The sequence below is a fragment of the Antarcticimicrobium sediminis genome, from assembly GCF_004348975.1.
GTDB classification, from domain to species: Bacteria; Pseudomonadota; Alphaproteobacteria; order Rhodobacterales; family Rhodobacteraceae; genus Antarcticimicrobium; species Antarcticimicrobium sediminis.
Map to the genome: position 1 here is coordinate 218,992 of NZ_SMFP01000007.1, position 25,409 is coordinate 244,400.

Consider the following 25,409-nt stretch of genomic DNA (forward strand, 5'->3'; position numbering starts at 1 on the left):
GCAGCGTTAACAAACTCTTCAGGCGAGCGCGACACCGGCGTTTTTCATCTCGTCCAGCGCCCGTTGCAACGATCCTTCAAGGTCGATGGCGCGGCAGGCGTCAAGCCGCACGGTCACGTCGAATCCCAGCCGTGCGGCATCCATCGCCGAGAAATGCACGCAGAAATCGGTGGCCAGCCCGACCAGCGTCAGCTGGTTGATTCCGCGGGCGCGCAGATAGCCTTCAAGCCCGGTGGCGGTCTCGTGGTCATTCTCGAAAAACGCGGAATAGCTGTCGATCGCGGGGCGAAACCCCTTGCGCAGGATCAGATCCGCATCGGTGCGCAGCCCGGCCTGGAACTCGGCCCCCGGCGTTCCCTTGACGCAGTGATCAGGCCAAAGAACCTGCGGCCCATAGGGCATGTCGATCACGTCATAGGGCACCTTGCCCGGATGCGAGGACGCGAAAGAGGAATGGCCCGAGGGATGCCAATCCTGGGTCAGGATCACCGCATCAAAATCGGGCATCATCGCGTTGATCGGGTCGACCACGGCATCACCCTCGGGCACCGCCAATGCGCCGCCGGGGCAGAAATCGGTCTGGACGTCGATCACGATCAGGGCATGGGTCATGGGCACTCTCCTTTGTACAAGGGGTAGAAACCCGTCGCGGCCTAGTCAATGGCAACTGCCGCGCTGGCTGGACCTGTGCCGGCGACAGCGCCAACGATAGCACCCGGGGCTGCGCCGATCTGTACCCTTGCTCCGCCCGAGCCAAGCGCTTAAATCCGTCGCCATGTATACCATCGCCGCCCTGTATCACTTCACCCGCTTCGCCGATCCCGCCGCGCTGAAACCGGCGCTGCTGGATCTTTGTCTCGCGCAGACCGTCAAGGGCACCCTGCTGTTGGCGCAGGAGGGGATCAACGGCACCATCGCCGGTCCCCGCGCCGGGATCGATGCGGTACTTTCCCATATCCGCGCCCTGCCCGGCTGTGCCGATCTGGAGTGGAAAGAGGCAACCAGCGACCATCCGCCCTTTCCCCGTATGAAGGTGCGGTTGAAGCGCGAGATCGTGACCATGGGGCAACCCGATGTCGATCCGCGCGCCCGCGTCGGCCACTATGTCGAGCCCGAGGCGTGGAACGACCTGATCCGCGCGCCCGATGTGGCGGTGATCGACACCCGCAACGATTACGAGGTCGCCATCGGCACCTTTGAAGGCGCGGTCGATCCCGAAACCGACACCTTCCGCGACTTTCCCGCCTGGTGGGAAAAGAACAAGGACCGCTTTCACAACAAGCGGATCGCGATGTTCTGCACCGGCGGCATCCGCTGCGAGAAATCCACCAACTTCCTGCTCGAACAGGGGGTCGAGGATGTCTATCACCTCAAAGGCGGCATCCTGCGCTATCTTGAGGAAATGCCCGAACAGGACAGCACATGGCAGGGCGAATGCTTTGTCTTCGACAGCCGCGTCTCGGTCGGCCACGGGCTGAAAGAGGGCCCGCACGAGCTGTGCCACGGCTGCCGCCGCCCGATTCTGCCGCAGGACAAGGCCCGCCCGGAGTACGAGGCCGGCGTTTCCTGTCATCACTGCATCAACGAGACCTCCGAGGCGGACAAGGCGCGCTTTCGCGAGCGGCAAAAACAGATCGCGCTGGCCCATGCCCGGGGCGAAAGGCATATGGCGGCGGAATAGGCCAGCTCAGGTCCCCCTCCCCGGTCTGAACTGGCGCCCTATTCCCACTCCATCTGTTCATAGGTGGCCTGCGCATTGCGACCGGCCAACGCGTCAAATTGCGCCAGATGGGCAAAGGCAGACTGATCGATCTCTGGCGCTTGCAGGATATCTCCGCCCGCCTCGAGCAGCGCGCCGATGCGATGGCGCAGGTTGACGAGATAGGCATATGTGTCGCCCCGCGCCTGTTCCAGCGTCGTCACCATGCCGTGCCCGGGCACCAGATGCACCGGCTCATGCGCCGCCATCGCCTCGAACACAGCGATCCAACTGCGCACGTTGGATTGCGGCCCGACCCCCAACACCCGGTCGACATAGACGATATCCCCGGTGAACATCGTGCCCCGCGCCGGGAGCCAGATAAAACTGTCCCCCGGGGTATGGGCCTGCCCGGCATGGGTGATCTCAAGGCTCAAACCGCCCAGTTCCAGCGTATAGCTGTCTGCAAAGGTGATATCGGCATAGGACGGCTCTGTCCCGGCCAGCGCGTCGCCCAGAAAGGCGGCGAGCGCCGTCATCTGCATCGAGCCGCGATCCTTGTGATCGCGCACGGCGGCTTCGGACGCGATGACCTTTGCCCCCTGCGCCTGCCAATAGCCGTTGCCGATCCAGCGGTGATCCTGCCCGCCGCTGTCGATGACATAGGCGACCGGTGCATCGGTGATCTGGTCAATGGTGGCATCAATCATCGCCGCCCCGGCCCAGGACCCGCCCGGGTCGATCAACACCACACCTTGCGTCGTCTCCACCACGCCAAAGGTCGCGTTATTTCCCAGATTTTCAGCGTCTCGCTGGTCCATCGGCCCGACCAACGCCCAGACATCCGGCGCCACCGGTTGAATCTCCAGCGCCCCGGCAGCGACCGGAGTCGCACTCAGCCCAGACACGAGAGCGATGGCCCCGAAGACCGCGCCAAGCGCCCCCTTCGCCGCACTCCGTTGATCGTTCCTTGTAGTTTCTGGCATGGCTCCCCCCTATGCACTCGAATATGCAGGCGCCCGGACTCGGTTCCGGGCGCCCTGTGACATCACACGACAGGTCGATGCGCGCTCAACGCAGGTTGAACAACTCCTGATGGAAAGCATCCCCCGACAGGCCATGGGCCATCATGTCCTTGCGGATCGCCTGACCGAACCCCGCAGGGCCGCAGAACCAGACACTGGCCGATTTCCAATCCGGGATCATCGCGCGCAGCCGGTCCCCGTTCAAAAACCCGTCCCGGTCGGGCAGCATGACATGCAGGGTGACGTTGGCGGCCTCGGCGTCGGCTTTCAAAAGCTCCAACGCCTCTGGCTCGATCTCGTTGACGCTGTGGATCAAGTCGATCTTCTGCGGTGTCGTGCCTTGGGCAAGCTGCTGCATCCGGGCGATAAACGGCGTGATGCCGATACCGCCACCGATCCAGATCTGCCGCTTTTTGTTGTCATCAAAGGTGAAACACCCATAGGGGCCTTCAACCCGCACCGCGTCGCCCGGGTGGATCCGCTCAGGCAACAGGGCGGTATAATCGCCAAGCCCCTTGGTGATGAACATGACCTTGCGCGTGGCCGAATCCCAAGCCGAGGCTATGGTAAAGGGGTGTTTCCCCTCGCGCCGCTCGAAGGTGACAAAGGCGAACTGCCCGCCCTCGTGCCCGGCCCAGCCCTCGTCCAGCCTGATCTGGGCCTCTGTAACCCCCATCTTCGGGAAGGTCCGCACGTTTTCGATGGTGCCCGAGACCGTCTTGCTGCGCCCGACCTGCCGGCTCAGCACAAGCACCGCCGAGATCACGCCGCCGATCATCAAGGCCGCCGTGACCAGACCGACCGGTTGCATCCATGCGTCGAAATCCATCAGCACCACGCCGTGAAACACCAGCGTCAGATAGGCCACCGCGATCACCGTATGGGTGGTGGCGAAATATTTGTACGGAAAGCGTTTGATCAGCGCGAGCGCGATCAGAAGCACGATGGCATAGAACGCCCATTCGCCGATCATCTCGGCGGTGTCGCGTTGGCTGTTGAAAAAGGTCTGAAGCCCGCCCAACTCTGCCCCATTGCCGGATCGGGGTCCGCGATTGGGGCGCTCCAACAGGCCAAGATCGACAAGCCATTTCGGGGCGTTGACGGCCAGCCAGTGCGCAATCGCGACGATCAGCGCCGTGATCCCCAGCCATTTGTGCAGCCGATAGGATTTATCCAGCCCTTTCAGCCAAGGCTCCAGCCATTTCGCGCGGGTGGCAAGGATCATCGCGACACTCATGGCGCCAAGGGCGATCACGCCAGAGAATTGCACCAGCAGCTTTCGGACCCCGAAAACACCGGGAGCGTCAGGAAAGGGGAGATTGGCAATAAGCCAAAGACCGCTGAGAATGGCCAATATTCCCCACAAGGCGATCTTGATGTTCTTCATGGTGTGTCGACTTTCGCTGTAGAATTCGGGGCGCGTTCTGACTACGCCCGATCCGGCGCGGACGGAATGACATGTGTCAAGGTGGCCCCGGGGGGTCAAACTCGCCCGCCCGTCGGGCTTTGCGAGTGCTGAATCTTGTCCGGCAGGCCTTTGGGCATGGTCGTTCCTGCGTGATTTCACAGGGGCCGGAACAGGATCAGCCACGATCAAAAGGCGGGCACAGCAAAAAGGCGGGCACACTCTCGATCGTGCACCCGCCTTCTGCAATCTTTTCAGATCTTCTTTTACTGTGGATCAGACCTCGGCTCAGGGCCGCCTATTTGGCCTCTTTTGCTGCCAGTTCGGCAAGGGTCAGGCAAAGCTCGGTCGCGACCGCCATATCCTGCACCGAGATCCATTCCAGCGGGCCATGAATGTTCTGCATCCCGGTGAACAGGTTCGGCGTCGGCACCCCCATTTCGGTCAGGCGCGAGCCATCTGTGCCGCCGCGGATCGGGACAGAAACAGGGTCGATCCCAAGCTTGCGGCAGGCGTCGCGGGCCAGATCGACCGGGGTCATATCCTCTTCCAGCCAATAGCGCATGTTGCGGTATTGCGGATGGATGTCGCAGGTGATGCTGGCGCGCGGTTCTGTCGCCTGCACCGCCGCACAGACCTGACGCACCAAGTCGCCCTTGGCGGCAAGGCCATCGCGTTCGAAATCGCGCAGGATCAGCTTGATCTTCATCTCGGACGAACCGCCGGTCATCTCGGTGGCATGGATGAAGCCTTCGACCCCATCGGTGACCTCGGGCGTCATGGTCGCCTGCGGCAGGGTCTGGATGATTTTCGCGGCCAGATGGATGGCGTTCACCATCTTGTCCTTGGCAAAGCCGGGGTGGATCGACACGCCGGTGACGGTGATCTCGGCGGCATCGGCCGAGAAGGTCTCGAATTCGATCTCGCCCACCTTGCCGCCGTCAAACGTATAGGCGAAATCCGCGCCCAGATCGGCGGGCAGCGCCTTGGCCACGCCACGGCCGATTTCCTCGTCCGGGGTAAAGGCAATGCGGATCGGCCCGTGCGGAATTTCAGGATGCGCCAACAGGTGGCGCGCGGCGGTCATCAAGATCGAAACCCCCGCCTTGTCATCAGCCCCCAGAAGCGTGGTGCCAGAGGCGGTGATGATATCATGCCCCTGTTTCGTCGCCAGATAGGGGTAGGCCTCGGGCGACAGCACCAGAGCCGGATCATCGGGAAAGGTGATGTCGCCGCCGTTATAGCCACGGACAACACGCGGTTTGACCCCGGTCGCGTTGAATTGTGGCGCGGTATCGACATGCGCCAGAAAACCGACGCTCGGGCCCGCACGGGTGCCCGGTATCGTCGCCAGAACAGTGCCATATTCGGTAAGCTGCACATCTGTGGCCCCGATGCCTTTCAGTTCCCCTTCCAGCACGCGCAGAATGTCGAACTGAATGTCGGTGCTGGGCGACGTGGCGGAATCTTCGTCGCTTTGGCTGTCGATGGCGGCGTATCGGACCAGCCGATCTTCGAGTTCTTTGGCGAAATTGTTTTGCATCTGGCGTCCTCTCAGTTGTCGCGAGAAGGAAGCGCGCGCAGGAAAGAGTCAAGACCCCGGCCTGTCGCACGCTCGCTGCCACGACGCGATAGATCGGCAGGCGAACGCTGCACGCCACGACGGGCCTTGCGCCGTCAAAAGTCTCCCGGCGCACATTGCAGACAGGTCAGCCCGGCCTCGCGCCAGAAGGCGACGACCGAGCTGCGGTCATCGACAACCAGCCAAGGCCGATAGCCATCCGTGCGGATCCGCCCCAGCGCCGAGCGTTTGACATCTGGATCGCTGGCATGGTCTTCGTCCTGCCTGCGCAAATAAAGCGCATCAAAGGGGATGCCCATATCGTCGAGCCACGCGAGGGTATAGCCGCGCCACCCTTCGGGGCGGCCAGTGCAAAGCACGACGGCCTCCCCCTGCGCCTTGAGCTTGTGCAACAGGCGCGCAACAGGTTCAATCAGCGGGGCGCTCGCCATTTCCTCGTGGAAGTCTTGCCACTGCTTGGTCTTCCCGTGGACCAGATGGCCCAACCGCTCCGCATCGAATTCCGCAAGGGTTCCGTCTATGTCGAAGATCACGCAATCCATGTTTTGTCTTTCTTTGCTGGCATGATTTCGCGCCAGCCATCTGTGCTGGGTGTGAAAAGATAGGGGGTGGAGTTGGCCGGCGATGGCCCGTGCGCCGTTCCGCCGGTGAGGTGGCGAGCGGCCCGAATGACGCCTGAATGGGCGACCAAGACCGGCAGCCCACCTGCGCCTTGCGCCTGCGCTGCGGTGATCGCGGCGGCGACGCGCTGGAGCATATCAAGCCACGCCTCACCCGCCGGCGGGGTCTGTTCACGCGGCGGTAGTTCGGACACCGGGCGCCCCTCGAACGCGCCCCAATCCCGTTCGCGCAGCCCCTCGAGCACGACCGGCGTGCGCCCCGGAAAGCCAAGGCGCGCCGTGTCCTGCGCGCGGTGCTGCGGGCTGGCGAACAGCACAAGGTTGCGCGGCCATATCCAGTCGGACAGGGCACAGGCGGCACTGCGGCCCGCCGGGGTCAACTGCGCCTCGATCCGGCCCGCGATGCGCCCGTCCCGGTTGGCGTCGGTCTGACCATGGCGGACCAGAACGAAAGCGGTTTTGGCAAGGATCACAAGACACACCGTTCGTGAAACAACAGCCCCGCCTCGATGCGCGACTCAAGAAGATAGTCTTCGGGATTTGCGCAAAACAGCGGCGCGTACAGATGCGCGCCAAGGCTGCGGATCATATGGATCTGATCCGACAGCGGTGGATGTACATTCCAGCGCAGGAACTCCCCACCCTGAGCAGCGATCACCCGAGCATGGGCCGTCATGTGTCCGGTGAAAACGACCATCGCATCTTGCCCCAGCCGCCCCGCATCGCGCCACGTCTGCACCATCTGCCACGCCATACCGGCATCGGCATTCGGGGTGTCGCACACGAGAAACCGCGCGCTCGGATCAAAGCTGCGCCCCAGCAGCGGCGCCAGTTGGGAGGCAGAGCTGTTCAGTGTCCCGCTTTGCAAGGCACGGGAAATGGCCAGCTGGCAGGTGTCATCAAGCGAGACCTCGCCATGGCGCAACAGATGCAGCGCCAATTCGCCGGCGCGACCGGAGGGCGGCACCGGAAACAGGATCTGGCGCCCCTCGTTTTGCGCCAGCATCCGGTCCAACCCCGCCCGGCGCTGTGTCTGTGGCACGTCATCCAGATGATAGGACGCATCAATCAGCGCCGTTCGCGCCGGCGGCGGCGCATCAAAGGCGAACCAGTCGCTTTCCTCGGACCAGTCGCCGGAAAAGAACAGCCCGTCGCCCAGATCGAAATGGAACCAGACCCCGCCCAGCGCATGGCCATTGCGGCCCGTGGTGACCGTCACGCCATCAATCACGCTCTGGCCGGTTTCGGACAGATATTCGACCTTGGCACCGGGCGGCAATTCGCGCGCTGTCTGTGCCGTGCAATGGATCGGAAGACCGGCGGAAACCGCATGCGCCACGCCGCCGATGTGGTCGATATGATCATGCGAGACAAAAACCCGATCCGCACCGTCCAGCCAGTGCCGCTTGAACGGCGAGGTCGCCTCTGGCCCGACACCGACATCAAGCACCCAAAGCGCCCGCCCCGTCCAAAGGCGGATGCAAGCGGGCCCCTTTTCCCCAAGACCGGACAAGACCTCGACCCAGGCGGTCGTTACGTCGATGTTATCACGCATGGGCCAAACTCTTTGCCATCACAACCGCAGCCCCGGGATCCCGGAACGCCCAGAGGTCATTCAATTTGACGCCAAGCGTCTCTCCGATGGCGGCCCGTTGGCTGGCAAAGGCGACAAGTGTTTCGCCCGCCGCATCCAGGGTCAGCCGAAAGCGGCCACCAAGATAGGTACATGACAGCACGCGTGCGCGGATCGGGGCGTCGTTACACAGCGTGATCGACTCGGGGCGGATGCAGACATGGCTCGGCTCGGTCGTTGCGCTGCGCGACAGAACCTCTTGCCCAAAGACATTCACCACCAGACGGTTTTCCCGGGTCTGTCCCGTTATCCCGGCTGACACCACCGCCCCATCCCCGACGAAGCCCGCGACGAAACAATCCACCGGTTCGCGATACAGCACTTCGGGCGCGGCGAATTGCCGGATCTTGCCCGCCTCCATCACCGCCACCCGATCGGCAAGCGCCAAAGCCTCGCCCTGATCGTGGGTGACATACAGCATCGTCGCCTTGGTACGGCGGTGAAACAGGGAAAACACCTCGTGCATCGAGGCGCGCAGGGCGAGATCCAGATTGGCCAGGGGTTCGTCCAGCAGAACGGCGCGCGGGTCAAACACCAAACAGCGTGCAAGGGCGACGCGCTGGCGTTGTCCCCCCGAAAGCTGCGACGGCATGCGATTGGCAAAGGCGCTCAGCCCCGTCAGGGCCAGCGCCTCGGCGACGCGCGCCTCGCGCTCGGGACGCGGCACCCGCCGCACCTCTAGCGGATAGGCCACATTGGCATGGACGCTCTTGTGCGGCCAAAGCGCATAGGACTGGAACACGATCCCGACTCCACGCTCTTCCGGGGGCACGAAATGACCATCACCCGCCACCTTGTCCCCGCCCAGATGGATGGTTCCCGAACTGGGGTGTTCAAATCCGGCGGTCAGTCGCAACAGCGTTGTCTTGCCACAGCCCGACGGCCCAAGCAGCGCCACGAATTCGCCGGATGCGATCTGGGCGTTGATTTCATGCAGCGCGGGCACACCGTCGAACTTTTTGGACAAATTGGAAAAATTCAGCTCTGCCATGGGATGACCCCCTTTGGAAATCTGTTGGCACCGGCCTGAACCAGCCCCATCAGAAAGATGATGAGAAGCACGATCGACATCGCCAAGGCCGAGGCCATAATCGTTTCGCCACTGTCTTCGAGATTGTAGATGACCACGCCCAACGTTTCGGTCCCCGAGGACCATAGCAGCGCCGAAACGGTCAGTTCGTTCACTGCGGTCAGGAAAACAAGGATCGCACCGGCGGCGGCCGAGGGCGCGGCAAGCGGCAGAACGATATCGCGCAACCGCCGACCCAGATGCGCCCCCACGCTTGCGGCGGCTTCCTCCATCGCCGGATCAAGCTGGGCAATGCTGGCCTGAATCGGGCGCAGCATCACGACGAAGAACCGCGCAAGATAGGCCATCAGGATGATCCAGATCGTGCCATAAAGCGTGAGATCGGTGAACGGCAGGTTCAGGAATGTCAGGATACAGGCGATCGAAAGCACAACCCCCGGCAAGGCATAGGGCAGGTCGATCAGGGCATCCAGAATACGGCTCAGACGGTTGGATCGCCGCTCCATCAGCCACGCCAAGGGCAGGCTGATCGCCAGCAAGATCGCCGCCGCCGAGGTCGCAAGCATCAGGGAATTGCCATAGGCCCGCCGCGTCACCGGTTGCGTGAACAGCACCTCTTTCCACGCCTCAAGCGTGGCGTTTGCAAAGGTCAACGGAACGCCATAGGCCGGGATCAGCGAGGTTGCCAAAAGCGCCAGCAATGGCAAGGCGAGGATCACGAAGATAAAGGCCCAGAGGCCGATTTCGACCGGCCGCCGTGCCGCCCCAAGGGTCAGCGCAAGGGGGTTTCCCGAAAGACCGACAAGGCCGAAGCCACGGCGCGACAGAACCGCCCGGCTGAACAACACGCCGATGATCGCGACCGCGCCGATCAACAGCGCAAGAACGGCGACCTCGGGCAGAACAGCGGGGCCCATGCCGACAAGCCGCTGGTAAATCAGCGTCGGCAGGGTCGCATAGCCCGCAGGAATACCCAGCATCGCAGGGATGCCGAAATTCCCCAAGGCGGTGACAAACGCCATTGCGCCGCCCGCAATCAGGGAGGGCATCGACAGCGGCAAAACGGTTTGCATCCAGACGCGAAACGACCCCGCACCGGACATGCGTGCCGCCTCGACCAGATCAGCAGGAATCATCCGCAGCCCGGCGCGCAGGGTCAGGAACACCAGAGAGGCGTGTTGGATCCCCAGCAACAGAATGATGCCGCCGGGAGAGTGCAGCGGTTGCGGGCTGCCCAATGGCGGGGCGATCCCCAGCAGTTTGAGCAGGGTCGAGGACGGCCCGGCCATCTGCATCCACGCCAGCGCCGTGATCTGCGGCGGGATCATCATCGGGACCATCAGGCAAAAGACCAAGGCACCCTTGCCGCGAATATCCGTCAGCGCCACGAGATAGGCAAAGGCGGCGCCAATCAGCACCGACAATAACGTGCCGCCGCCGGCGGTGATCAGCGAATGCAGCAGCGCGGTCCCGGTCGAGGGGCGTGTCAGCACGGTCGTCAGATGGTCGGTGGTAAAGCCGTCACCGCCCGTGACCCCCTCAAGCAGCAAGCGCACCACCGGACCCAGCGCGATCAGCGCCACCGGCAGCAATAGAAACGGCAGCAGCCGGTCCAGAGACCGGCCACCACCACGCGCAGGCGTGGACGCGTTCATTTGGCGTTAAACACCTTCGCAAAGCGTTCCTTGTTCGCGGTCGCATCGGCCAGCGCCTTGGCCGGATCAAACGCCATCAGGGTGATGTCACCGCGTGCGGGGAAGCCTTCGGGGCTGTCCATGCCGTTGCGGGCCGGAATATAGCCCATGTCAACGACCAGACCCTGCCCGGCTTCGCTCAACAGGAAATCGACGAATTTCTCGGCCGCATCCATGTGCTTGGTGCCGGCCATGATGGCGACCGGTTCGGTCACATAGGACACGCCCTCTTCAGGAATGACGAACTCGACCGGGGAGCCGTTTGCCTTGGCCCGGATCGCCAGAAAGTCGACCAGAACACCATAGGGTTTCTCACCGGCGGCAACCGCCTTGAAGGTGCCGCCATTGCCACCCTCGGCGCGGGTGTTGTTGGCGGCCAGCGCCTCGTAATAGTCCCAGCCAAGGCCCGGAGTGCCCGTCAGCGTCGCCAGATGGATCAGCGCGGCGCCGGAATACAGCGGCGAGGGCATCGCAACCAGATTCGCCATCTCCGGTTTCGCCAGATCCGCCCAAGAGGTCGGCACCGTGTCTGCGCCGGTGTTATAGACGATACCGGTCGTGATCAGCTTGGTGGAGTGATAATAGCCATCCGCACTGTAGAGCGAGGCATCATAGGCCGCATCTTCGGGGGACTGATAGGCGGCCAGTTTGTCGGCTTGCGCCAAGCCTTCCAATGTCACCATGTCGGCGATCAGCAAGACGTCCGCCTGCGGTTGGCCGGCCTCGATCTCGGCCGCGACACGCGCCATCAGCTTGGTTGTGCCATCGCGGACCCACTCGATCGTGATATCGGGGTTGGCCGCCTCAAACGCATCGACCGTCTGCTGCGCATCGGCGTTGGGTTGCGAGGTGTACAAGGTCAGGGTTTCGGCACTGGCCAAGGTCGGAAGCGCCAGCGCAAGGGTGGCAGCCAAAAGGGAACGGGACATCAGAGTCTCCTGATACGTTTGGTTTCGTTCGAAAGAAAACAGAGGGGAATCGCCTCTTTCGCCGACTACCTAGTCGCGGCACATTACAGTTCCGTGACACTCTATAAATTATATGATTTTCCCAATTATCATTGCGCCATCCCTAGGCCTTTCATATCCTTTCCTTGGAAATAGAGGCTTCGAACGAATATGCCCCCTTCAGAAACGGCGCGTCGGCGAGACCGCATTGTCAACCTGCTGTCCAGCTATGGCGAGCTGTCCAGCGCGGCCTTGTCGGACATGCTGGACGTCACGGTCCAGACCCTGCGCGCAGATCTGCGCGCCCTGGATGAGGCGCGCATTGTGCGGCGTCGCCATGGCGGTGTCACACTGGCGACGGCAAGCGAGAACATAGATTACCAACCCCGCGCGACCGCCTCTCGCGACGAAAAAGCGCGGATCGGCGCGGCGATGGCCGACATCATACCGAACGGCGCCACAGTGGCGTTGGGGACCGGCACAACGGTCGAAGCTGTCGCGCGGGCGCTTGTCGGCCACGTGGGTTTGACCGTCGCCACCAACAACATTCATGTGGTGATGGCGCTGAGAATGGCCCAAGACATCACGATCCTGCTTGCGGGCGGAAAAGTGCGCCTGCGCGACATGGATTTCATTGGCGCGGAAAGCTTGGCGTTTTTTGATGGGCTGCAGTTTGACCACGCCATTTTTTCCGTTGGCGGTGTGTCGGAAACCGGCGATCTGCTTGATTTCAACCTTGATGAAATTCGTGCCCGTCAGGCGATTTCAGACTGCGCACAAGAGTGCACTCTCGTCATCGATCATGCAAAATTCGGGCGCAAGGCCCCGCACCGTTGGGGTCGGCTCGAGTCACTGGATCGGGTGATTTGCGGCGGGACCCTGCCCGAAGCCCTGCTGCAGGCCACACAAGGATCGACCTGCGACATTCGCCAAGTATAAGGCGCGCTCCAAGCCGACGCCGTTATCCCGAAACGCTCATCGAACGGCGAAACAGAAACAGGCTTGCGGCGAAGAAACTTAACCCGAGGCCAGCCATCAGCGACAATTCGATCCAGACCGCACCGGGCCCCGCCCCGCGAAATACGACCGCTTTGGCGAAGGCCAGAAAATGCCGCGACGGCAAGGCCATCGTCATCCGTTGCACAAGGTCTGGCTGGCTTTCGATCGCCCCCATACCACCCGAGAGCATGATGATCGGGATGATGACCATGATCACCAGCAGCGCAAACTGCGCCATGCTGCGCGCCATCGTGCCCAGAAACATCCCGATCGCGGCGGCGGCGGCCAGATAGACCGCGGTTCCCGCAAGGAGCAGGGGCACCGAACCCGCCACCGGCACCTGCAACACCTGCTGCACGACGAAAAGCAACGAAAGCGTGAACGCCGCCAGCACCACGACGACATTGGCCAGCACCTTGGACACCGCGATCTCGAACGGGGTCAGCGGCATCACCATAAGATGCTCGATGGTGCCCTGTTCGCGTTCGCGCAGCATCGCCGCCCCGGTCAGCGCAATGGTCAGCAGCGAAAGCTGGTTCAGCAGCGACGACACCGCCTTGAACCAGACCGGGTTGCCATTGGGGTTGAAGGCGCGGCGCAGTTCCAGCCGCAACGCAGCCTCGGGCGCATCCGGACTGCCTGAAAGAAAGGCGCGCGTTTCAGTGGTCAGGATATTGGTGATGTAATCCGTGCCAAGCTGCGCCTGACTGACCGCCGTGGCGTCGACTTCAAGCTGGGCGGCTGGCATCAGGCCAGCGATCACATCGGCCTCGAACCCGGGCGGGAAGCTGAGCACGAACATGATTTCCCCGGCATCCATTCTCAGTGCCACCTGATCGGGCGTAACCAGCACCGGCGGCTGGAACCATGGCGGCCCGAGCGCATCGGTGAGTTGCCGCGTCAAGGCAGAGCTGTCTTCGTCCAGAACGGCAATGGCGGCGTTATAAACCGTGTCACCGGCACCGCTGGCCTCGAGCATGACAGCGACGACAAAGGACCACATGATCAGGATCACCATCACCGGATCGCCCAGCACGCTTTTCAGCTCTTTTCCCATGAGCCAGAAGATATTTGTCAGCCGCTGCATGATCACGTCTCCTGCTTGCGCAAGGCCAGCACGGCCAACAAGGTCAGGACCGGGCCAAAGGCGGCAAGACGCAACAGGTGACCAGACAGCTCGGACAGGCCCAGCCCTTTGGTGAAGGTGCCGACGCTGATCCCCATGTACCAGGTCGTGGGCCAGAACGTACCCATGATACGCGCCGCCCCTTCCAGCGACGAGACCGGCGTGATCATGCCGGAAAATTGCAAGGTCGGCATCACCGACAGGATCGCCGCCGCGAACACGGCCGTCACCTGCGTCTTGGTCAGCATGGAGACCACAAGACCGTACCCCGTTGCCGCCACCGCATAGAGCAGCGCCCCCAGCACCAGCGCCACCGGATCGCCCTTGAGCGGAACCCCCAGAACCGTCACCACCAGCGCCGTCAGGATCACGAAATTAAGCAGCGTGATCCCGATATAGACCAGTTGCTTGCCAATCAGGAATTCGACCCGATTGGTCGGGGTGACATAAAAATTGGTGATCGTCCCGATCTCTTTTTCGCGGGCCACGCTGACCGCCATCAGGATCGCCGGGAACAGCAACAGCAAAAGCGGCGGGATCGACGGACCGATCGCGGGCAGGCTTTCCATCGCCGGATTGTAGTGGAAGCGTGGGATCAGCTGCGCGGGCGGCGCGGCATCCGGCGCGCGCGGTGTGGCCAGAGTGCGCAGCGCCAGATTGGAAAGCGCATCGCTGGACAACACGTTTGCATGTGCCCCCGCGACATAGCTTTCCACCGTGCCCGCGCGATTGGTGTCAGAGCCATCGATAAGCGCCGAGACTTCAGCTGTCTCGCCCCGCCGCACCGACCTGCCAAAATCAGGTGGAATCTGAATCGCCAGCGCCAGTTCGCCACTCGCCATACGGCGGTTTAGTTCTTCGTTGTCTGAAATCGCGGGGCGTTGGGAAAACCAGACCGATTCCTCGAACCCCGACAGGTAGGCGCGGCTTTCCGGGCTTTGATCCAGATCGAAGGCCGCAAAAGGAATGTTGCGCACTTCCTGCGAGATGCCAAAGGACATGATCAGCAGCAAAAGCGCGCTGCCGACAAAGGAAAACACCAGTCGCACCGGATCGCGCCGCACCTGCATCGCCTCGCGGGTGGTAAAGGCCAGCAGCCGCTGCAAGCTGAATCGCGACGAGGATGTACTGTGCGCCTTGCCGGCGTCCACGGCCAGCAGACCCTCATCCGCCGGGGCCTCGGGGGGCTGGGCGTCGATCATATAGGCGATAAAGGCATCCTCCAGCGTCTCGACTCCGCGCCCTGCGATCAGCGCCTTGGGCGCGTCCGACACCAGAACCTTTCCGGCATGCATCAGCGAGATGCGATCGCAGCGCATGCCTTCGTCCATGAAATGGGTCGAGATAAAGATCGTCACCCCATCCCGGTGCGCCAGTTCCAACAGCATGTCCCAGAACGCATCGCGCGCCTGTGGGTCGACGCCGGAGGTCGGCTCGTCAAGGATCAGGATGTCAGGGGCGTGGATCACCGCAACCGCCAGCGACAGGCGCTGACGCACCCCAAGCGGCAGCGATGCCGCCCCCTGATCCAGATAGGGTTCAAGCCCGAAGCGCGGCACGAGTTCGCCCATCCGCTCGGCGGTCAACTCAGCACCCAGATGAAACAGCCGCGCGTGCAACACCAGGTTCTCGCGCACCGTCAACTCGCCATAGAGCGAGAACGATTGCGACATGAATCCAACGCGGCGGCGCGCATCAAGGTTTTGCGCATCCACAGGTTTGCCGAAGATCCACGCCTCACCCTCGGTGGCGGGCGTCAACCCGGTGAGCATCTTCATCGTCGTGGTCTTGCCGCAGCCGTTCGAGCCGAGAAAGCCGAAAATCTCGCCGCGCGCGATCTCGAAACTGACCGAGTCTACGGCGGTGAAATCGCCAAATCGTTTGGTCAGGTTCCGGGCCCGGATGGCAGGGGGCCCGGCGTCAGCATCTTTGGCCGGGGCGGTGTAGGCGGGCTCCGGGGCGGCGCCGGATTTGCCCCCCAACAGTGCCACATAGGCGGCCTCGACCGTCCCGGTTTCGGTCCGCTCCATAAGCTCGGCGGGGCTTCCTGTGGCCAGAATGGTACCGGCATCCATCGCCACCAGATGACCAAAGCGCGCGGCCTCTTCCATATAAGCGGTGGAAACCAGCACGCTCATCTCGGGGCGGTCGGCCCGGATCGCGTCGATCAGATCCCAGAACTGGCGGCGCGACAGCGGGTCGACCCCGGTTGTCGGCTCGTCCAGCAGCAGGAAATCGGGGTCATGGATCAGCGAGGCGCAGAGCCCCAGCTTTTGTTTCATCCCGCCCGAAAGCTTGCCCGCAGGCCGATCCATAAAGGGCGCAAGGCCGGTGGCGCGGGTCAGTCGGGAAATCTGCGCCGCACGCTCGGCCTTTCCCAGCCCGAACAGCTTGCCGAAGAAATCCAGATTCTCCTGCAGGCTGAGATCGTGATACAGATTGCGCCCCAGCCCCTGCGGCATGAAGGCGATCCGCTGCCCGACATCTGCCCGGTGGCGGGCGCTGGCCATGTCGCCACCCAGCGTTTCGACATCGCCCCACTGCAACCGCTTGGCGCCGGCGATCAGCCCCATCAACGTGGACTTTCCCACGCCGTCCGGCCCGATCAGCCCGACCATTTTTCCGACCGGCAGGTCCAGCGTCACACCCTTCAGCGCCTGCACCTTGCCATAGCGGTGTTTCACCCCTGTCAGCCTTGCCGCCATCAGCTCCGGGGTGCCTGTCGCATTCATCGCCTAGTTGCCGCCGCCAGCCGCGCCATGCTGCGGCGCGGGCAGACCTGTGGCGAGGGGCGGCGTCAGCCCCTCGGGCCAGTCGGGAACGCTGCCATCCGGCCCCGCCAGTCGCACCCAGGCCACGCCGCGCACGCCGGTCTTGACCTGAGCAAGGCGCTTGGCCACCATCTCTTGCGGAAGCCGCACGCGGATGCGGAACATCAGGCTTTCACGCTCTTCGATGGTCTCTACCTGTTTCGGCGTAAACTGCGCCTGCGGGGCCACAAAGCTGACAACAGCAGGCACCGCGACATCGGGCATGACATCGACAACGATGCGCGCGTCGTCGCCCAGCCGCACCCTTGGGGCGGCGCTGGCGGACAGAAAGAACTCCATATAGACATCCCCAAGGCTGACCAGCGTCAGCACCTTGCCACCGCCGCCAAGCACTTCGCCCGGCTGCGCAAGACGGTAAAGCACGCGCCCGACTTGCGGCGCATACAGGGTGCTGTCAGCGATGCGCGCCTCGATCTCGCGCAGGGCAGCCGATTCGGCGTCAACCGCGCGTTGCTTGGCCACGACGCCAGCCTCTGCTGCGGTGCGGCCTGCCGCGGCCAGTTGCGCCTCGGTGCGGCGAATATCCAACTCCTCGCCGCTGACCACGCCGCGTTCATTCAGCGTTTCGGCGCGGGCCAGCTCACTTCGCGACAGCGCAAGCCGGGCCTCGGTTTCCGTTACACCGGCCTGCGCCACGGCCACGGCCGCTTCGGCACTGGCAACCGCTGCCTCCGCCCGCATCTTCTGCGCCACCAGTTCCGTGGTATCCATCACCGCCAGCACATCCCCCGGCTGCACCAGATCGCCCTCGCGCACGGAAATGGTTGAAACCCGCCCGGCCAGTCGCGTGGAAACGTCAATCAGATCCGCCTCAATCCGGCCATTGCCACGGGCGAAACCGTCAGGGGGCAGATCGCTGGGCGCCAACAAGACCTTCCAGGCGGCGTAGCCCAGAAAAGCCGCCAGAACAGCGACGACGAGAACGATGGAAATTTTGCGTGACATGGCTTAGAAAACTCCTTCGGAGTCAGGTTGCGGCGCGTCCGGCGGCTGGTCGTGATAGAACCCGACAAGGGCAGCGATGGCCTGATCCGCGGTTTCAACCAGAGTAAACAACTGGCGATCCTGCGGGGCGATCATGCCCTCGGCGACGAGAAAATCGAAATCCACTGCCCGGGTCCAAAAGTCCGGACCGAACAGCACAATGGGCAGCCTCGGCATCTTGCCGGTCTGCACCAGCGTCAGGACTTCGAACAGCTCGTCCAAGGTGCCAAAACCGCCCGGAAATGCAACAAGCGCCTTGGCCCGCATCAGGAAATGCATCTTGCGCAGGGCGAAATAGCGGAACCGAAAGGCCAGATCCGGGGTGATGAAGGGGTTTGGCGCCGGTTCCTGCGGCAAGGTGATATTCAGCCCCGCCGAGCGCGCCCCGACATCAAAGGCGCCAAGGTTTGCCGCTTCCATGATCCCGGGGCCGCCGCCAGTCACAACCACAAAGTCACGCCGATCTTCGCACTGAAAACGCAACGAAACCAATTCGCCAAAGCGTCGCGCCTCGGTATAGTAGCGTGACAGACGGACTTGACGTTCGGCGTGGGCCACGGCGCGCAGGGCTTTCGGATCAGCGGGGTCGCCTTGCGCCCGGGCGTCTTTCAGGTGCTGTTGCGCCCGATCCGGCGCCACGATACGGGCACTGCCGAACACGACAACGGTCGAGCGGATCGCGTGGTGACGCAAGGCGCGCTCAGGCTTGATCAGCTCCAGTTGCAACCGCACCGCCCGCAGATCATCATGCGCCATAAGATCCGCGTCCGCGTAGGCGAGCCGATATGCCGGATTCTGCCGGATCGTGTCGGTCAATACTGCGCGTTCCTCATTGCTGATCATCGCGCCCGCCTTCAAGGTCGACCTTTGATCCAAGCTCTGGCACGGAGACAGTCCAGCCCTTGTCCGCGCGCAGTTTTTCCGCAAATTCCAGCGCCGTATCGGCCTCGCCATGCACCACAAAGGTTTGTTTCGGTGGCGTCGCAAAGCCGTCTGCCCAAGCCAGAAGCGCGGTGCGATCCGCATGGGCCGAAAAGCCGTTCAGCGTGTGAATGGCGGCGCGCACGGGCACATCCTCACCAAACAAACGCACCTGCCGGGCCCCGTCCACAAGGCGTCGGCCCAATGTGCCCTTGGCCTGAAAGCCGGTGATCAAAACCACGCATTCGCGGCGGGGAAGGTTTTGACGCAGATGGTGGCGGATACGCCCGGCATCGCACATGCCGCTGGCCGAGATGATGATCGCGCCGGAACTGATCAGGTTGAGCGCCTTGGATTCATCGACGCTGGCGGTGAATTTCAAATACGGCAGGTCGGCGCCAAGCTTGTGCCAGCCCGCCAGTTTTGTCGCCTGCTCATCGAACAGTTCCAGATGCTGGCGGGTGATCCGCGTCACCTCGGTGGCCATGGGCGAATCCACGAAGACCATCAGGTCATGCAGCCGCCCCTCACATGTCAACCGATGCAGGTGATACAGGATCTCTTGGGTGCGCCCGACCGCGAAGGCGGGCACGATGATGTTGCCGCCCCCGGCGTGGCGGGTGTGTTCGACGATGTCGACCAACTCGTCCAGCGTCGACGTCTGGTCCTTGTGATCGCGATTTCCATAGGTGGACTCGATCAGCAGAAAATCGGCCTCTTCGATGACGGTCGGGTCGCGCAGGATTGGCCGCCCCGGCTGCCCCAGATCGCCGCTGAACACGATCTTTGTGGTTTTGCCGTTTTCGGTAATCCAGACCTCGATGATGGCAGAGCCAAGGATATGGCCCGCATCACGGAAACGGCAACGCACCGCGGGGTGCGGATCGAGCATGTCATCGTAGCCAATCGCCCGAACCTGACGCAGGCATTGCCGCGTGTCCGCCATCGTATAGATCGGCTCGGACGAGGCTGTTGTCTTTCCGCGATGTGACCTGCGTTTGACCCTCTCGGCATCGGATTCCTGAATGTGGGCGCTGTCCGGCAACATGACGCCGAGCAAATCTGCAGTAGCCGATGTCGTATAGATCGGCCCCTTGAACCCCGCACAGGTCAGTTTGGGAAGCAGGCCGCTGTGGTCAATATGGGCGTGGGTCAACAACACGAAACTGATCTTCTTGGGATCGAAGTCGAACGGTGTGCGGTTGCGTTCCGGGGCGTCGCGGCCGCCTTGCACCATGCCGCAATCCACCAAGAATTGCAGACCGTTCGCTTCGATCAGATAGCACGATCCTGTGACCTCGCGTGCGGCCCCTAAAAACTGAATGTTCATGCCGTTGCTCCCCCCGTCTTTTCACTTGTTTGCGACGTGGACGTACCGCGCCGATAGATGGCGAACGCGCGCGGCGCGGCGGCGCACATCTTTTCCATTTCGCCCGAAATCAGCGGCCAAGCATGACGAATCTCGTACTCTGATGGCGGAGCAAGAATCCTTTTCAAACTCAGTATGACTCGCCGATAGAGAGTAATCAATTACTATCTTTTGCAATGCCACCTGTTCCAGCATGGGCCTCAGGGAAACGACAGGAGAAATGGAGCTTACAAAAACGGGTGTTCTGGCTGCAGTCTTGATTGCCATACTGGCCCAGCCCAGCACGTCAGACGACCTCCTGACGCGAGATCAATGGCGCGAACAGACAAGCCCCCCCGTTTCGGCACCGCGCGATCATCGCAAAAATCGAGGCTGGCCCTGCAGATGCCTTGCGCTGCGGTTCAGCCTTACGCTGCGGCCCTGACGGGCAGCGCGATATCGGCGAGTGTGGAGTTGTTCAGATCCTCCAGAAACCGCGCCTCGGCGTGACGCAGACGCGCCTGTAAACGACAGCACCCTGTGATGGAACAGTCGCCACCCTCGGGCCCAAAGCACTCGACCAGCGCCTGGCCCTGTTCAAGCAATCGCACGACGTCGCCAAGGTTGATGTCCTCGGGGGGCTCTCTCAACACCGCGCCGCCACCGCTGCCGCGCCGGGTTTCGACGATCCCGCCCCGGGCAAGCTGCTGCATGATCTTGCTCAGGTGGTTTCTGGACAGATTGAATTCCTCGGCCAGTTCAGCGGTCGAAAACGCCTTGCTGGGCGTGCTTGCCATCCGCATCAACATACGCAGCCCATAGTCAGTGAAAGATGTCAGACGCATATGGCCCCGTCGCTGGCTTGAATGAGTATTTACAGTACCTATTATCAGGCGTAGATCTGAAATCAAGTCCTAACACCGGAGACGCCGATGTCACCAACTGCATCTGAAATCATATCCACGCGCCCGAAACTTACCGCTGATATCATGGCGCGGACCGGACTTGACGAGGCCGTCCTGACCAACCTTGTGCACCGTTTCTATGGCAAGGCCCGCAAGGATGCGGTGCTGGGGCCGATCTTTGCCGCGCGCATTACCGATTGGGCCCCGCATCTGGAACGGATGGTGGCGTTCTGGTCCTCGGTCGCGCTGATGACGGGGCGTTATCACGGTGCGCCGGTGCCCGCCCATGTCGGCCTGCCGGTTGGCTGGGCCGAGTTCGAGCGCTGGCTAGACCTGTTTCGCGAAACCGCCGCCGAGACCTGTTCCCCTGAGGGCGCCGCCTATGTTGTCGTACGGGCCGAGCGGATCGCACGCTCGCTGCACATGGCAATCGAGGACGCGAAACCCCAAACGGTTCCATCCCTGCAATGAACGGGACAACGGCCATGACACCCATGCAACCAGCGGCGGGCTGACCCGATACTTCAGGAGACAGCAAATGCCGCCAAGCCCCCCTCTCGCCAGCACACCCGCTGATCGCCTCCGCATCAAGCGAATCTACGAGGACGCACACCCGTCCGACGGCAAACGGATCCTGATAGACCGTATCTGGCCACGCGGGATGTCCAAGGATCGGGCGCGACTGCAGGGCTGGGAAAAAGACATCGCGCCAAGCGACGATTTGCGCCACTGGTTTCACGCCAATCCAGATCGGTGGGGCGCATTCAGCGCCCGCTATCGGAATGAACTGGCGAGCAACGACGATTTGCTCCGCAGGCTTGTCGAATATGCGAAAGACAGCACCGTCACCCTGCTCTACGCGTCAAAAGACGAGGCGCACAACAACGCCGTCGTGCTGCGGGACTATCTGCGCCATCGCATTGCGCGGGAGGGCGGGGGTGAGAGCGGATCGACAGTCTCGGGGCTCACCGCACCCACGGAGGGCGCACAGTTCGCAGGCTGCAAGGGGGGATGCCATGAGTGAGGATTTCGAAAGCTTCAGATGCAAAAGCGGGTTTTCCTCGCCGCCCTGCTATGCGGCCGAGATTGCGCCAGACTATTTCGATCCGCTGGCCGTCGATCCCGAACAGGCCCACGACGTCGCCCGCTGGCGCAAGGCCGAGCGGCACCGGCTGCGCTCCGAACGCCAAGCTCTTTCAGTGGCCGATCGTCAAAGCGTCGGCGACGCGCTGACACGGCATCTGCGCCGGTTCTTGCAGGACAGGTTTGATGGCGTCCGCGGCCTGACCTTTTCGGCCTATTGGCCGATCAAGGGGGAACCCGACCTGCGCCCGCTGATGGCTGACTTGCACAAAACCGGGGTGAGGATCGCCTTGCCCGTGGTGGAAACCAAAGCCGCCCCGCTGGTCTTTCGACTTTGGACACCCGAGATGCGCATGGTGCGCGGCGACTGGAACATCCCCGTGCCACCGCCGGAGGCCCCCGCGCTCACCCCTGATATCGCGCTGGCCCCGCTGGTCGGCTGGACCCTTGATGGCTATCGACTTGGCTATGGTGGGGGCTATTTCGACCGGACCTTGGCGGCGCTGACACCGCGCCCCTTCGCCATCGGCATTGGGTTCGAGACCGCGCAGCTCGCGACCCTCTATCCGCAACCGCATGACATCGCGCTCGACGTCATCCTGACCGAAACCGGGATCAAAGCCGAGTCGATGCCCAGGTGAAGCTGGCCCCTGAACAGAGGCGGCCCCGCCCGGACTGACCTGCCAACCGAGGACAGCCAGACCGGCGCGGGGCCACGTTGCTTACGATTTTACTTCGGTTTACGCGGCTTCCGAGGCGGCTTGCCCTTGGGATCAAACCGCTTGGAGACATCGCGGGCATCGGCGGGTGCCCCGGACGCTTTCTTCTTTGGCTTGCCCTTGGGCTTTTGCGCCGAGGCACCAACAGGCTTGACCACCACTTTGCGCTCTTCCGGCTTCGGCTTGCCCTTGGCGCGCGGGGCGCGCTCGGGGGCCCGCTCGGGAGCGGGGGCCGCACTACGTGCAGGCGCTGCGGTATGTGCTGGCTTTTCCGCAGCCGCCGGCTTCGGGGCAGGTGCACTGGCCGGGGGAGCGTCGCTCTCGCGCCGCTTGCCGCCTGCCGCGCTATCCTTGCGCGGACCACCGGCATGTCGGGGTTTGCCCTCGCTGCCAGAAGGCCGGGGCGGGCGGGCTCTTGCGGTATCCTGTCGCGGTGGGCGGCTCTGCGGCCCCAACTCGGGCGGGCCATCCAGAAGACGGACCGAAACGCCCTCTTCCAACACGTTGTCCGCCCCAAGGTTCTTCATGAATCCATCAATGACGGGTTTCGAAAGCTCGACAAAGGTTTCGCTGTCCTGCACCCGGATGGCGCCGATCCCGGACTTGTCCAAATTACCGGCACGGCACAACAGCGGCAGGATCCAGCGCGCCTCGGCCCGATCACCACGTCCGACGGAAAGCGCGATCCAACCGCTCGGACCAAAGCTCCGCTCGGAGCGGGCGGCGGGTTTCGCATCCGGCGCCGACAGTTCCTCAGGCGCAGCATAGCGCGACCGGTACAGGCGCAGATAGGCTGCGGTAATGGCCTCGGCACTGTGACGCGCCAGCAGTTTCACGGCAAAGGCCGCTTCCTCCTCGGTCACGGGCTCGCTCCACGCCGGATCGTTCAAAAGACGTTCCTCGTCTTGGTGCACGATATCCTCGACCGAGGGCGCCACGGTCCATTCCGCGGAAATCTTGGCCCACTTGAGCAACCGCTCGGCCTTATTGACGGCCTTGGGCGGGACGATCAGCGCCGAGATGCCCTTGCGGCCCGCACGCCCGGTCCGACCCGACCGGTGCAGCAGGCTTTCGGCATTGGACGGCAGATCGGCATGAATCACCAAGTTAAGGTTCGGCAGGTCGATACCGCGCGCCGCCACATCGGTCGCCACACAGATTCGCGCCCGACCATCGCGCATGGCTTGCAAGGCATGCGACCGCTCGGCCTGGCTCAATTCGCCCGACAGGCTCACTGTGGAAAAGCCACGGTTTGCCAGCCGCGCCGCCAAATGGTTCACCGCCGCCCGGGTATTGGCAAAGACGATGGCGCCTTCGTCATGATGGAACCGCAACAAGTTGAAGATCGCGTGTTCGCTGTCAGACGCAGCCACCCGGACCGCCTGATAGGAAATGTCGGCATGCTGGCTGGTGCCGCTCAGGGTGCTGATCCGTTTGGCATCGCGCTGGTACTTTTGCGCGAGCTTGGCAATCATCGGCGGCACAGTCGCCGAGAACAGCAATGTGCGCCGCTCTTCCGGGGACTTGCCGAGAATATACTCAAGATCCTCACGGAACCCGAGATCAAGCATCTCATCGGCCTCATCAAGGATGACCGCGCGCAGCCCGCTCAGATCGAGCGCCCCGCGATTGATGTGGTCACACAGCCGCCCGGGGGTGCCAACAACGATATGGGCCCCCCGCTCCAGCGAGCGGCGCTCTTGACGCACATCCATGCCACCGACACAGGAGGTGACGACCGCGCCGGTCCGCGCATAGAGCCAAGCAAGCTCACGTTTAACCTGAAAGGCCAACTCACGGGTCGGCGCAACGACCAGCGCCAAAGGCGTCGCCGCAGGACCGAATTGCGTCTCGGTTCCAAGCAGCGTCTCGGCGATCGCCAATCCGAAACCAACGGTCTTACCCGACCCGGTCTGAGCGGACACCAAAAGGTCCGATGCCGCGAGTTCCGGTGCGATCACAGCCTCCTGAACAGGGGTAAGCTTGTCGAAACCATGCTCAGCGAGCGCCTCGGACAGGGGGGTGATCATATCTGGGAAAATCCATTCAAGAGCGGCGGAAAGATCTGGGAAACGGCCAGAGCGGCGCGAGGTCTTTGCCCTGAAGGGCAAAGTATATCGGGTGTTGAGGGGCACGCAAAACCGGCGGTTATCGCCCCTGGCTGAAAAACAGGAACGCCCGTAGCATCGTTGCTACGGGCGGCTCTGTAGGACTGGTTGCGGGAGTAGGATTTGAACCTACGACCTTCAGGTTATGAGCCTGACGAGCTACCGGACTGCTCCATCCCGCGCCAGTGATGCTTACCTAGTCAAAGCGCCCTGGAACCTCAAGGGCCAAATGGGGTCTTTTTCATAGTTTTGTCATCTTTCTTTCGCCGAACAGAAAAAGCCCCTTCGCCGGACTGTTCGGACCAGACGCAAAGAGGTCGAATCCGGTTTCAGCCACGCCGATCAGACCCGAGTCACACAACTGTAAGTGGTTGATTCTAAATCAAGCGTGATCGCCAGACTTAGCTGGCCGTTATCCTCGTTCACCACCACACGCGCGTGATGCAGGCGTTGCTTCGAGGTGGATCTGTGGCTCTGGATCGCCTGTGGTTTTGCGCTGGGGCCCGACTTGCCTGGCAGAGGTATCCGCCGGGACTGGTTCCGGGTCGGCGGCCAGAACCGGAACGCCTGCACGCGCCACTGGGGGCGTCGGAGCAAGTTGACGGCGCTAAGTTTTGGGTGATTTTTGGTATTGATACCGTCAGAGAGAAATCATGGGAGTCCTTATTAGGTTTGGCGGTGACCTACTCTCCCACGTCTTAAGACGCAGTACCATTGGCGCGACAGCGCTTAACTTCCGGGTTCGGGATG

The 25,409-nt window shown here is 62.7% G+C and carries 22 protein-coding genes, 1 tRNA gene and 1 rRNA gene; 5 read left to right on the forward strand and 19 right to left on the reverse strand.

Annotated elements, in window-relative coordinates:
• Nucleotides 1-18: 18 nt before the first annotated feature.
• Entirely contained in the window at nt 19-612 is a 594-nt protein-coding gene (gene pncA / locus E1B25_RS12575; protein ID WP_132829735.1) for a bifunctional nicotinamidase/pyrazinamidase, read from the reverse strand.
• A gap of 163 nt (nt 613-775) precedes the next feature.
• Here pncA and trhO point away from each other — a divergent pair, with 163 nt between their 5' ends.
• Nucleotides 776-1,681, forward strand: a complete 906-nt coding sequence (gene trhO / locus E1B25_RS12580; RefSeq protein WP_132829736.1) for an oxygen-dependent tRNA uridine(34) hydroxylase TrhO — start codon at nt 776-778, stop codon at nt 1,679-1,681.
• Between the two features lie 38 nt (nt 1,682-1,719).
• Here the strand turns inward: trhO and E1B25_RS12585 are convergent, their stop codons facing one another.
• From E1B25_RS12585 to E1B25_RS12625, 9 genes are all read right to left on the reverse strand, one after another.
• Complete coding sequence (locus E1B25_RS12585; protein WP_132829738.1) at nt 1,720-2,685, reverse strand: MBL fold metallo-hydrolase; 966 nt, start codon at nt 2,683-2,685, stop codon at nt 1,720-1,722.
• Between the two features lie 85 nt (nt 2,686-2,770).
• The gene (locus tag E1B25_RS12590) at nt 2,771-4,111 is read right to left on the reverse strand and encodes a ferredoxin reductase family protein (protein ID WP_132829740.1); all 1,341 of its coding nucleotides are present in this window, start codon (nt 4,109-4,111) and stop codon (nt 2,771-2,773) included.
• Nucleotides 4,112-4,427: 316 nt separating this feature from the next.
• The gene (pepT, locus tag E1B25_RS12595; RefSeq protein ID WP_132829742.1) at nt 4,428-5,672 is read right to left on the reverse strand and encodes a peptidase T; all 1,245 of its coding nucleotides are present in this window, start codon (nt 5,670-5,672) and stop codon (nt 4,428-4,430) included.
• 134 nt (nt 5,673-5,806) lie between these two features.
• Complete coding sequence (locus E1B25_RS12600) at nt 5,807-6,253, reverse strand: phosphatase domain-containing protein (RefSeq protein ID WP_132829744.1); 447 nt, start codon at nt 6,251-6,253, stop codon at nt 5,807-5,809.
• Nucleotides 6,241-6,804, reverse strand: coding sequence for a histidine phosphatase family protein (locus E1B25_RS12605; RefSeq protein WP_245510707.1), 564 nt, complete (start codon nt 6,802-6,804; stop codon nt 6,241-6,243). The genes E1B25_RS12600 and E1B25_RS12605 overlap by 13 nt, the downstream gene beginning before the upstream one ends.
• Entirely contained in the window at nt 6,801-7,886 is a 1,086-nt protein-coding gene (locus E1B25_RS12610) for an MBL fold metallo-hydrolase (protein ID WP_245510708.1), read from the reverse strand. The genes E1B25_RS12605 and E1B25_RS12610 overlap by 4 nt, the downstream gene beginning before the upstream one ends.
• A complete protein-coding gene (locus E1B25_RS12615; protein WP_132829748.1) occupies nt 7,879-8,955 on the reverse strand; it encodes an ABC transporter ATP-binding protein in 1,077 nt (358 codons plus the stop codon). Before E1B25_RS12615 ends, E1B25_RS12610 begins: the two co-directional genes overlap by 8 nt.
• Nucleotides 8,943-10,649: an ABC transporter permease gene (locus E1B25_RS12620; protein WP_132829750.1), complete on the reverse strand. Its 1,707-nt coding sequence runs from the start codon at nt 10,647-10,649 to the stop codon at nt 8,943-8,945. Before E1B25_RS12620 ends, E1B25_RS12615 begins: the two co-directional genes overlap by 13 nt.
• Nucleotides 10,646-11,617, reverse strand: coding sequence for an ABC transporter substrate-binding protein (locus E1B25_RS12625; RefSeq protein WP_132829752.1), 972 nt, complete (start codon nt 11,615-11,617; stop codon nt 10,646-10,648). The genes E1B25_RS12620 and E1B25_RS12625 overlap by 4 nt, the downstream gene beginning before the upstream one ends.
• 189 nt (nt 11,618-11,806) lie before the next feature.
• Between E1B25_RS12625 and E1B25_RS12630 the strand changes: the two genes are divergently transcribed.
• A complete protein-coding gene (locus tag E1B25_RS12630; protein WP_132829753.1) occupies nt 11,807-12,574 on the forward strand; it encodes a DeoR/GlpR family DNA-binding transcription regulator in 768 nt (255 codons plus the stop codon).
• A 22-nt stretch (nt 12,575-12,596) separates the two neighbouring features.
• Here the strand turns inward: E1B25_RS12630 and E1B25_RS12635 are convergent, their stop codons facing one another.
• The 6 genes from E1B25_RS12635 to E1B25_RS12660 all read right to left on the reverse strand — a co-directional run bounded on the left by E1B25_RS12635 (nt 12,597) and on the right by E1B25_RS12660 (nt 20,689).
• Nucleotides 12,597-13,721, reverse strand: coding sequence for an ABC transporter permease (locus E1B25_RS12635; protein ID WP_132829755.1), 1,125 nt, complete (start codon nt 13,719-13,721; stop codon nt 12,597-12,599).
• 2 nt (nt 13,722-13,723) lie between these two features.
• Nucleotides 13,724-16,492, reverse strand: coding sequence for a ribosome-associated ATPase/putative transporter RbbA (gene rbbA, locus E1B25_RS12640; RefSeq protein ID WP_132829757.1), 2,769 nt, complete (start codon nt 16,490-16,492; stop codon nt 13,724-13,726).
• Nucleotides 16,493-16,495: 3 nt separating this feature from the next.
• A complete protein-coding gene (locus E1B25_RS12645; RefSeq protein WP_132829759.1) occupies nt 16,496-17,536 on the reverse strand; it encodes an HlyD family secretion protein in 1,041 nt (346 codons plus the stop codon).
• 3 nt (nt 17,537-17,539) lie between these two features.
• Complete coding sequence (locus E1B25_RS12650; protein WP_132829761.1) at nt 17,540-18,418, reverse strand: LOG family protein; 879 nt, start codon at nt 18,416-18,418, stop codon at nt 17,540-17,542.
• A complete protein-coding gene (locus E1B25_RS12655) occupies nt 18,405-19,826 on the reverse strand; it encodes an MBL fold metallo-hydrolase RNA specificity domain-containing protein (protein ID WP_132829763.1) in 1,422 nt (473 codons plus the stop codon). Before E1B25_RS12655 ends, E1B25_RS12650 begins: the two co-directional genes overlap by 14 nt.
• Before the next feature lie 446 nt (nt 19,827-20,272).
• Nucleotides 20,273-20,689 carry an RrF2 family transcriptional regulator gene (locus E1B25_RS12660; RefSeq protein ID WP_132829765.1) on the reverse strand — a complete coding sequence of 139 codons (417 nt, stop codon included), beginning with the start codon at nt 20,687-20,689 and terminating at the stop codon, nt 20,273-20,275.
• Nucleotides 20,690-20,776: 87 nt separating this feature from the next.
• Here E1B25_RS12660 and E1B25_RS12665 point away from each other — a divergent pair, with 87 nt between their 5' ends.
• From E1B25_RS12665 to E1B25_RS12675, 3 genes are all read left to right on the forward strand, one after another.
• A complete protein-coding gene (locus E1B25_RS12665) occupies nt 20,777-21,220 on the forward strand; it encodes a group III truncated hemoglobin (RefSeq protein ID WP_132829767.1) in 444 nt (147 codons plus the stop codon).
• A 67-nt stretch (nt 21,221-21,287) separates the two neighbouring features.
• Nucleotides 21,288-21,773, forward strand: coding sequence for a DUF488 domain-containing protein (locus E1B25_RS12670; RefSeq protein ID WP_132829769.1), 486 nt, complete (start codon nt 21,288-21,290; stop codon nt 21,771-21,773).
• Nucleotides 21,766-22,473, forward strand: a complete 708-nt coding sequence (locus tag E1B25_RS12675; RefSeq protein WP_132829771.1) for a 5-formyltetrahydrofolate cyclo-ligase — start codon at nt 21,766-21,768, stop codon at nt 22,471-22,473. Before E1B25_RS12670 ends, E1B25_RS12675 begins: the two co-directional genes overlap by 8 nt.
• An 89-nt stretch (nt 22,474-22,562) precedes the next feature.
• On the opposite strand, the gene E1B25_RS12680 is transcribed toward E1B25_RS12675, so the two are convergent.
• The 3 genes from E1B25_RS12680 to rrf all read right to left on the reverse strand — a co-directional run.
• Nucleotides 22,563-24,581 carry a DEAD/DEAH box helicase gene (locus E1B25_RS12680; protein WP_132829773.1) on the reverse strand — a complete coding sequence of 673 codons (2,019 nt, stop codon included), beginning with the start codon at nt 24,579-24,581 and terminating at the stop codon, nt 22,563-22,565.
• A gap of 183 nt (nt 24,582-24,764) precedes the next feature.
• Nucleotides 24,765-24,841: transfer RNA gene (locus E1B25_RS12685), tRNA-Met, on the reverse strand.
• A 488-nt stretch (nt 24,842-25,329) separates the two neighbouring features.
• Nucleotides 25,330-25,409 (reverse strand): 5S ribosomal RNA (rrf, locus tag E1B25_RS12690); the annotation flags it as partial.

What these genes read in the sequence shown, in the direction of transcription:
- E1B25_RS12665 (WP_132829767.1), top strand. Translation starts at nt 20,777, where the DNA reads ATGTCACCAACTGCATCTGAAATCATATCCACGCGCCCGAAACTTACC.
- E1B25_RS12635 (WP_132829755.1), bottom strand. Translation starts at nt 13,721, where the DNA reads ATGCAGCGGCTGACAAATATCTTCTGGCTCATGGGAAAAGAGCTGAAA.
- E1B25_RS12590 (WP_132829740.1), bottom strand. Translation starts at nt 4,111, where the DNA reads ATGAAGAACATCAAGATCGCCTTGTGGGGAATATTGGCCATTCTCAGC.
- E1B25_RS12675 (WP_132829771.1), top strand. Translation starts at nt 21,766, where the DNA reads ATGAGTGAGGATTTCGAAAGCTTCAGATGCAAAAGCGGGTTTTCCTCG.
- E1B25_RS12680 (WP_132829773.1), bottom strand. Translation starts at nt 24,581, where the DNA reads ATGATCACCCCCCTGTCCGAGGCGCTCGCTGAGCATGGTTTCGACAAG.
- E1B25_RS12625 (WP_132829752.1), bottom strand. Translation starts at nt 11,617, where the DNA reads ATGTCCCGTTCCCTTTTGGCTGCCACCCTTGCGCTGGCGCTTCCGACC.
- trhO (WP_132829736.1), top strand. Translation starts at nt 776, where the DNA reads ATGTATACCATCGCCGCCCTGTATCACTTCACCCGCTTCGCCGATCCC.
- pncA (WP_132829735.1), bottom strand. Translation starts at nt 612, where the DNA reads ATGACCCATGCCCTGATCGTGATCGACGTCCAGACCGATTTCTGCCCC.
- pepT (WP_132829742.1), bottom strand. Translation starts at nt 5,672, where the DNA reads ATGCAAAACAATTTCGCCAAAGAACTCGAAGATCGGCTGGTCCGATAC.
- E1B25_RS12670 (WP_132829769.1), top strand. Translation starts at nt 21,288, where the DNA reads ATGCCGCCAAGCCCCCCTCTCGCCAGCACACCCGCTGATCGCCTCCGC.
- E1B25_RS12630 (WP_132829753.1), top strand. Translation starts at nt 11,807, where the DNA reads ATGCCCCCTTCAGAAACGGCGCGTCGGCGAGACCGCATTGTCAACCTG.
- E1B25_RS12645 (WP_132829759.1), bottom strand. Translation starts at nt 17,536, where the DNA reads ATGTCACGCAAAATTTCCATCGTTCTCGTCGTCGCTGTTCTGGCGGCT.
- rbbA (WP_132829757.1), bottom strand. Translation starts at nt 16,492, where the DNA reads ATGAATGCGACAGGCACCCCGGAGCTGATGGCGGCAAGGCTGACAGGG.
- E1B25_RS12600 (WP_132829744.1), bottom strand. Translation starts at nt 6,253, where the DNA reads ATGGATTGCGTGATCTTCGACATAGACGGAACCCTTGCGGAATTCGAT.
- E1B25_RS12655 (WP_132829763.1), bottom strand. Translation starts at nt 19,826, where the DNA reads ATGAACATTCAGTTTTTAGGGGCCGCACGCGAGGTCACAGGATCGTGC.
- E1B25_RS12660 (WP_132829765.1), bottom strand. Translation starts at nt 20,689, where the DNA reads ATGCGTCTGACATCTTTCACTGACTATGGGCTGCGTATGTTGATGCGG.
- E1B25_RS12610 (WP_245510708.1), bottom strand. Translation starts at nt 7,886, where the DNA reads ATGCGTGATAACATCGACGTAACGACCGCCTGGGTCGAGGTCTTGTCC.
- E1B25_RS12585 (WP_132829738.1), bottom strand. Translation starts at nt 2,685, where the DNA reads ATGCCAGAAACTACAAGGAACGATCAACGGAGTGCGGCGAAGGGGGCG.
- E1B25_RS12615 (WP_132829748.1), bottom strand. Translation starts at nt 8,955, where the DNA reads ATGGCAGAGCTGAATTTTTCCAATTTGTCCAAAAAGTTCGACGGTGTG.
- E1B25_RS12620 (WP_132829750.1), bottom strand. Translation starts at nt 10,649, where the DNA reads ATGAACGCGTCCACGCCTGCGCGTGGTGGTGGCCGGTCTCTGGACCGG.
- E1B25_RS12650 (WP_132829761.1), bottom strand. Translation starts at nt 18,418, where the DNA reads ATGATCAGCAATGAGGAACGCGCAGTATTGACCGACACGATCCGGCAG.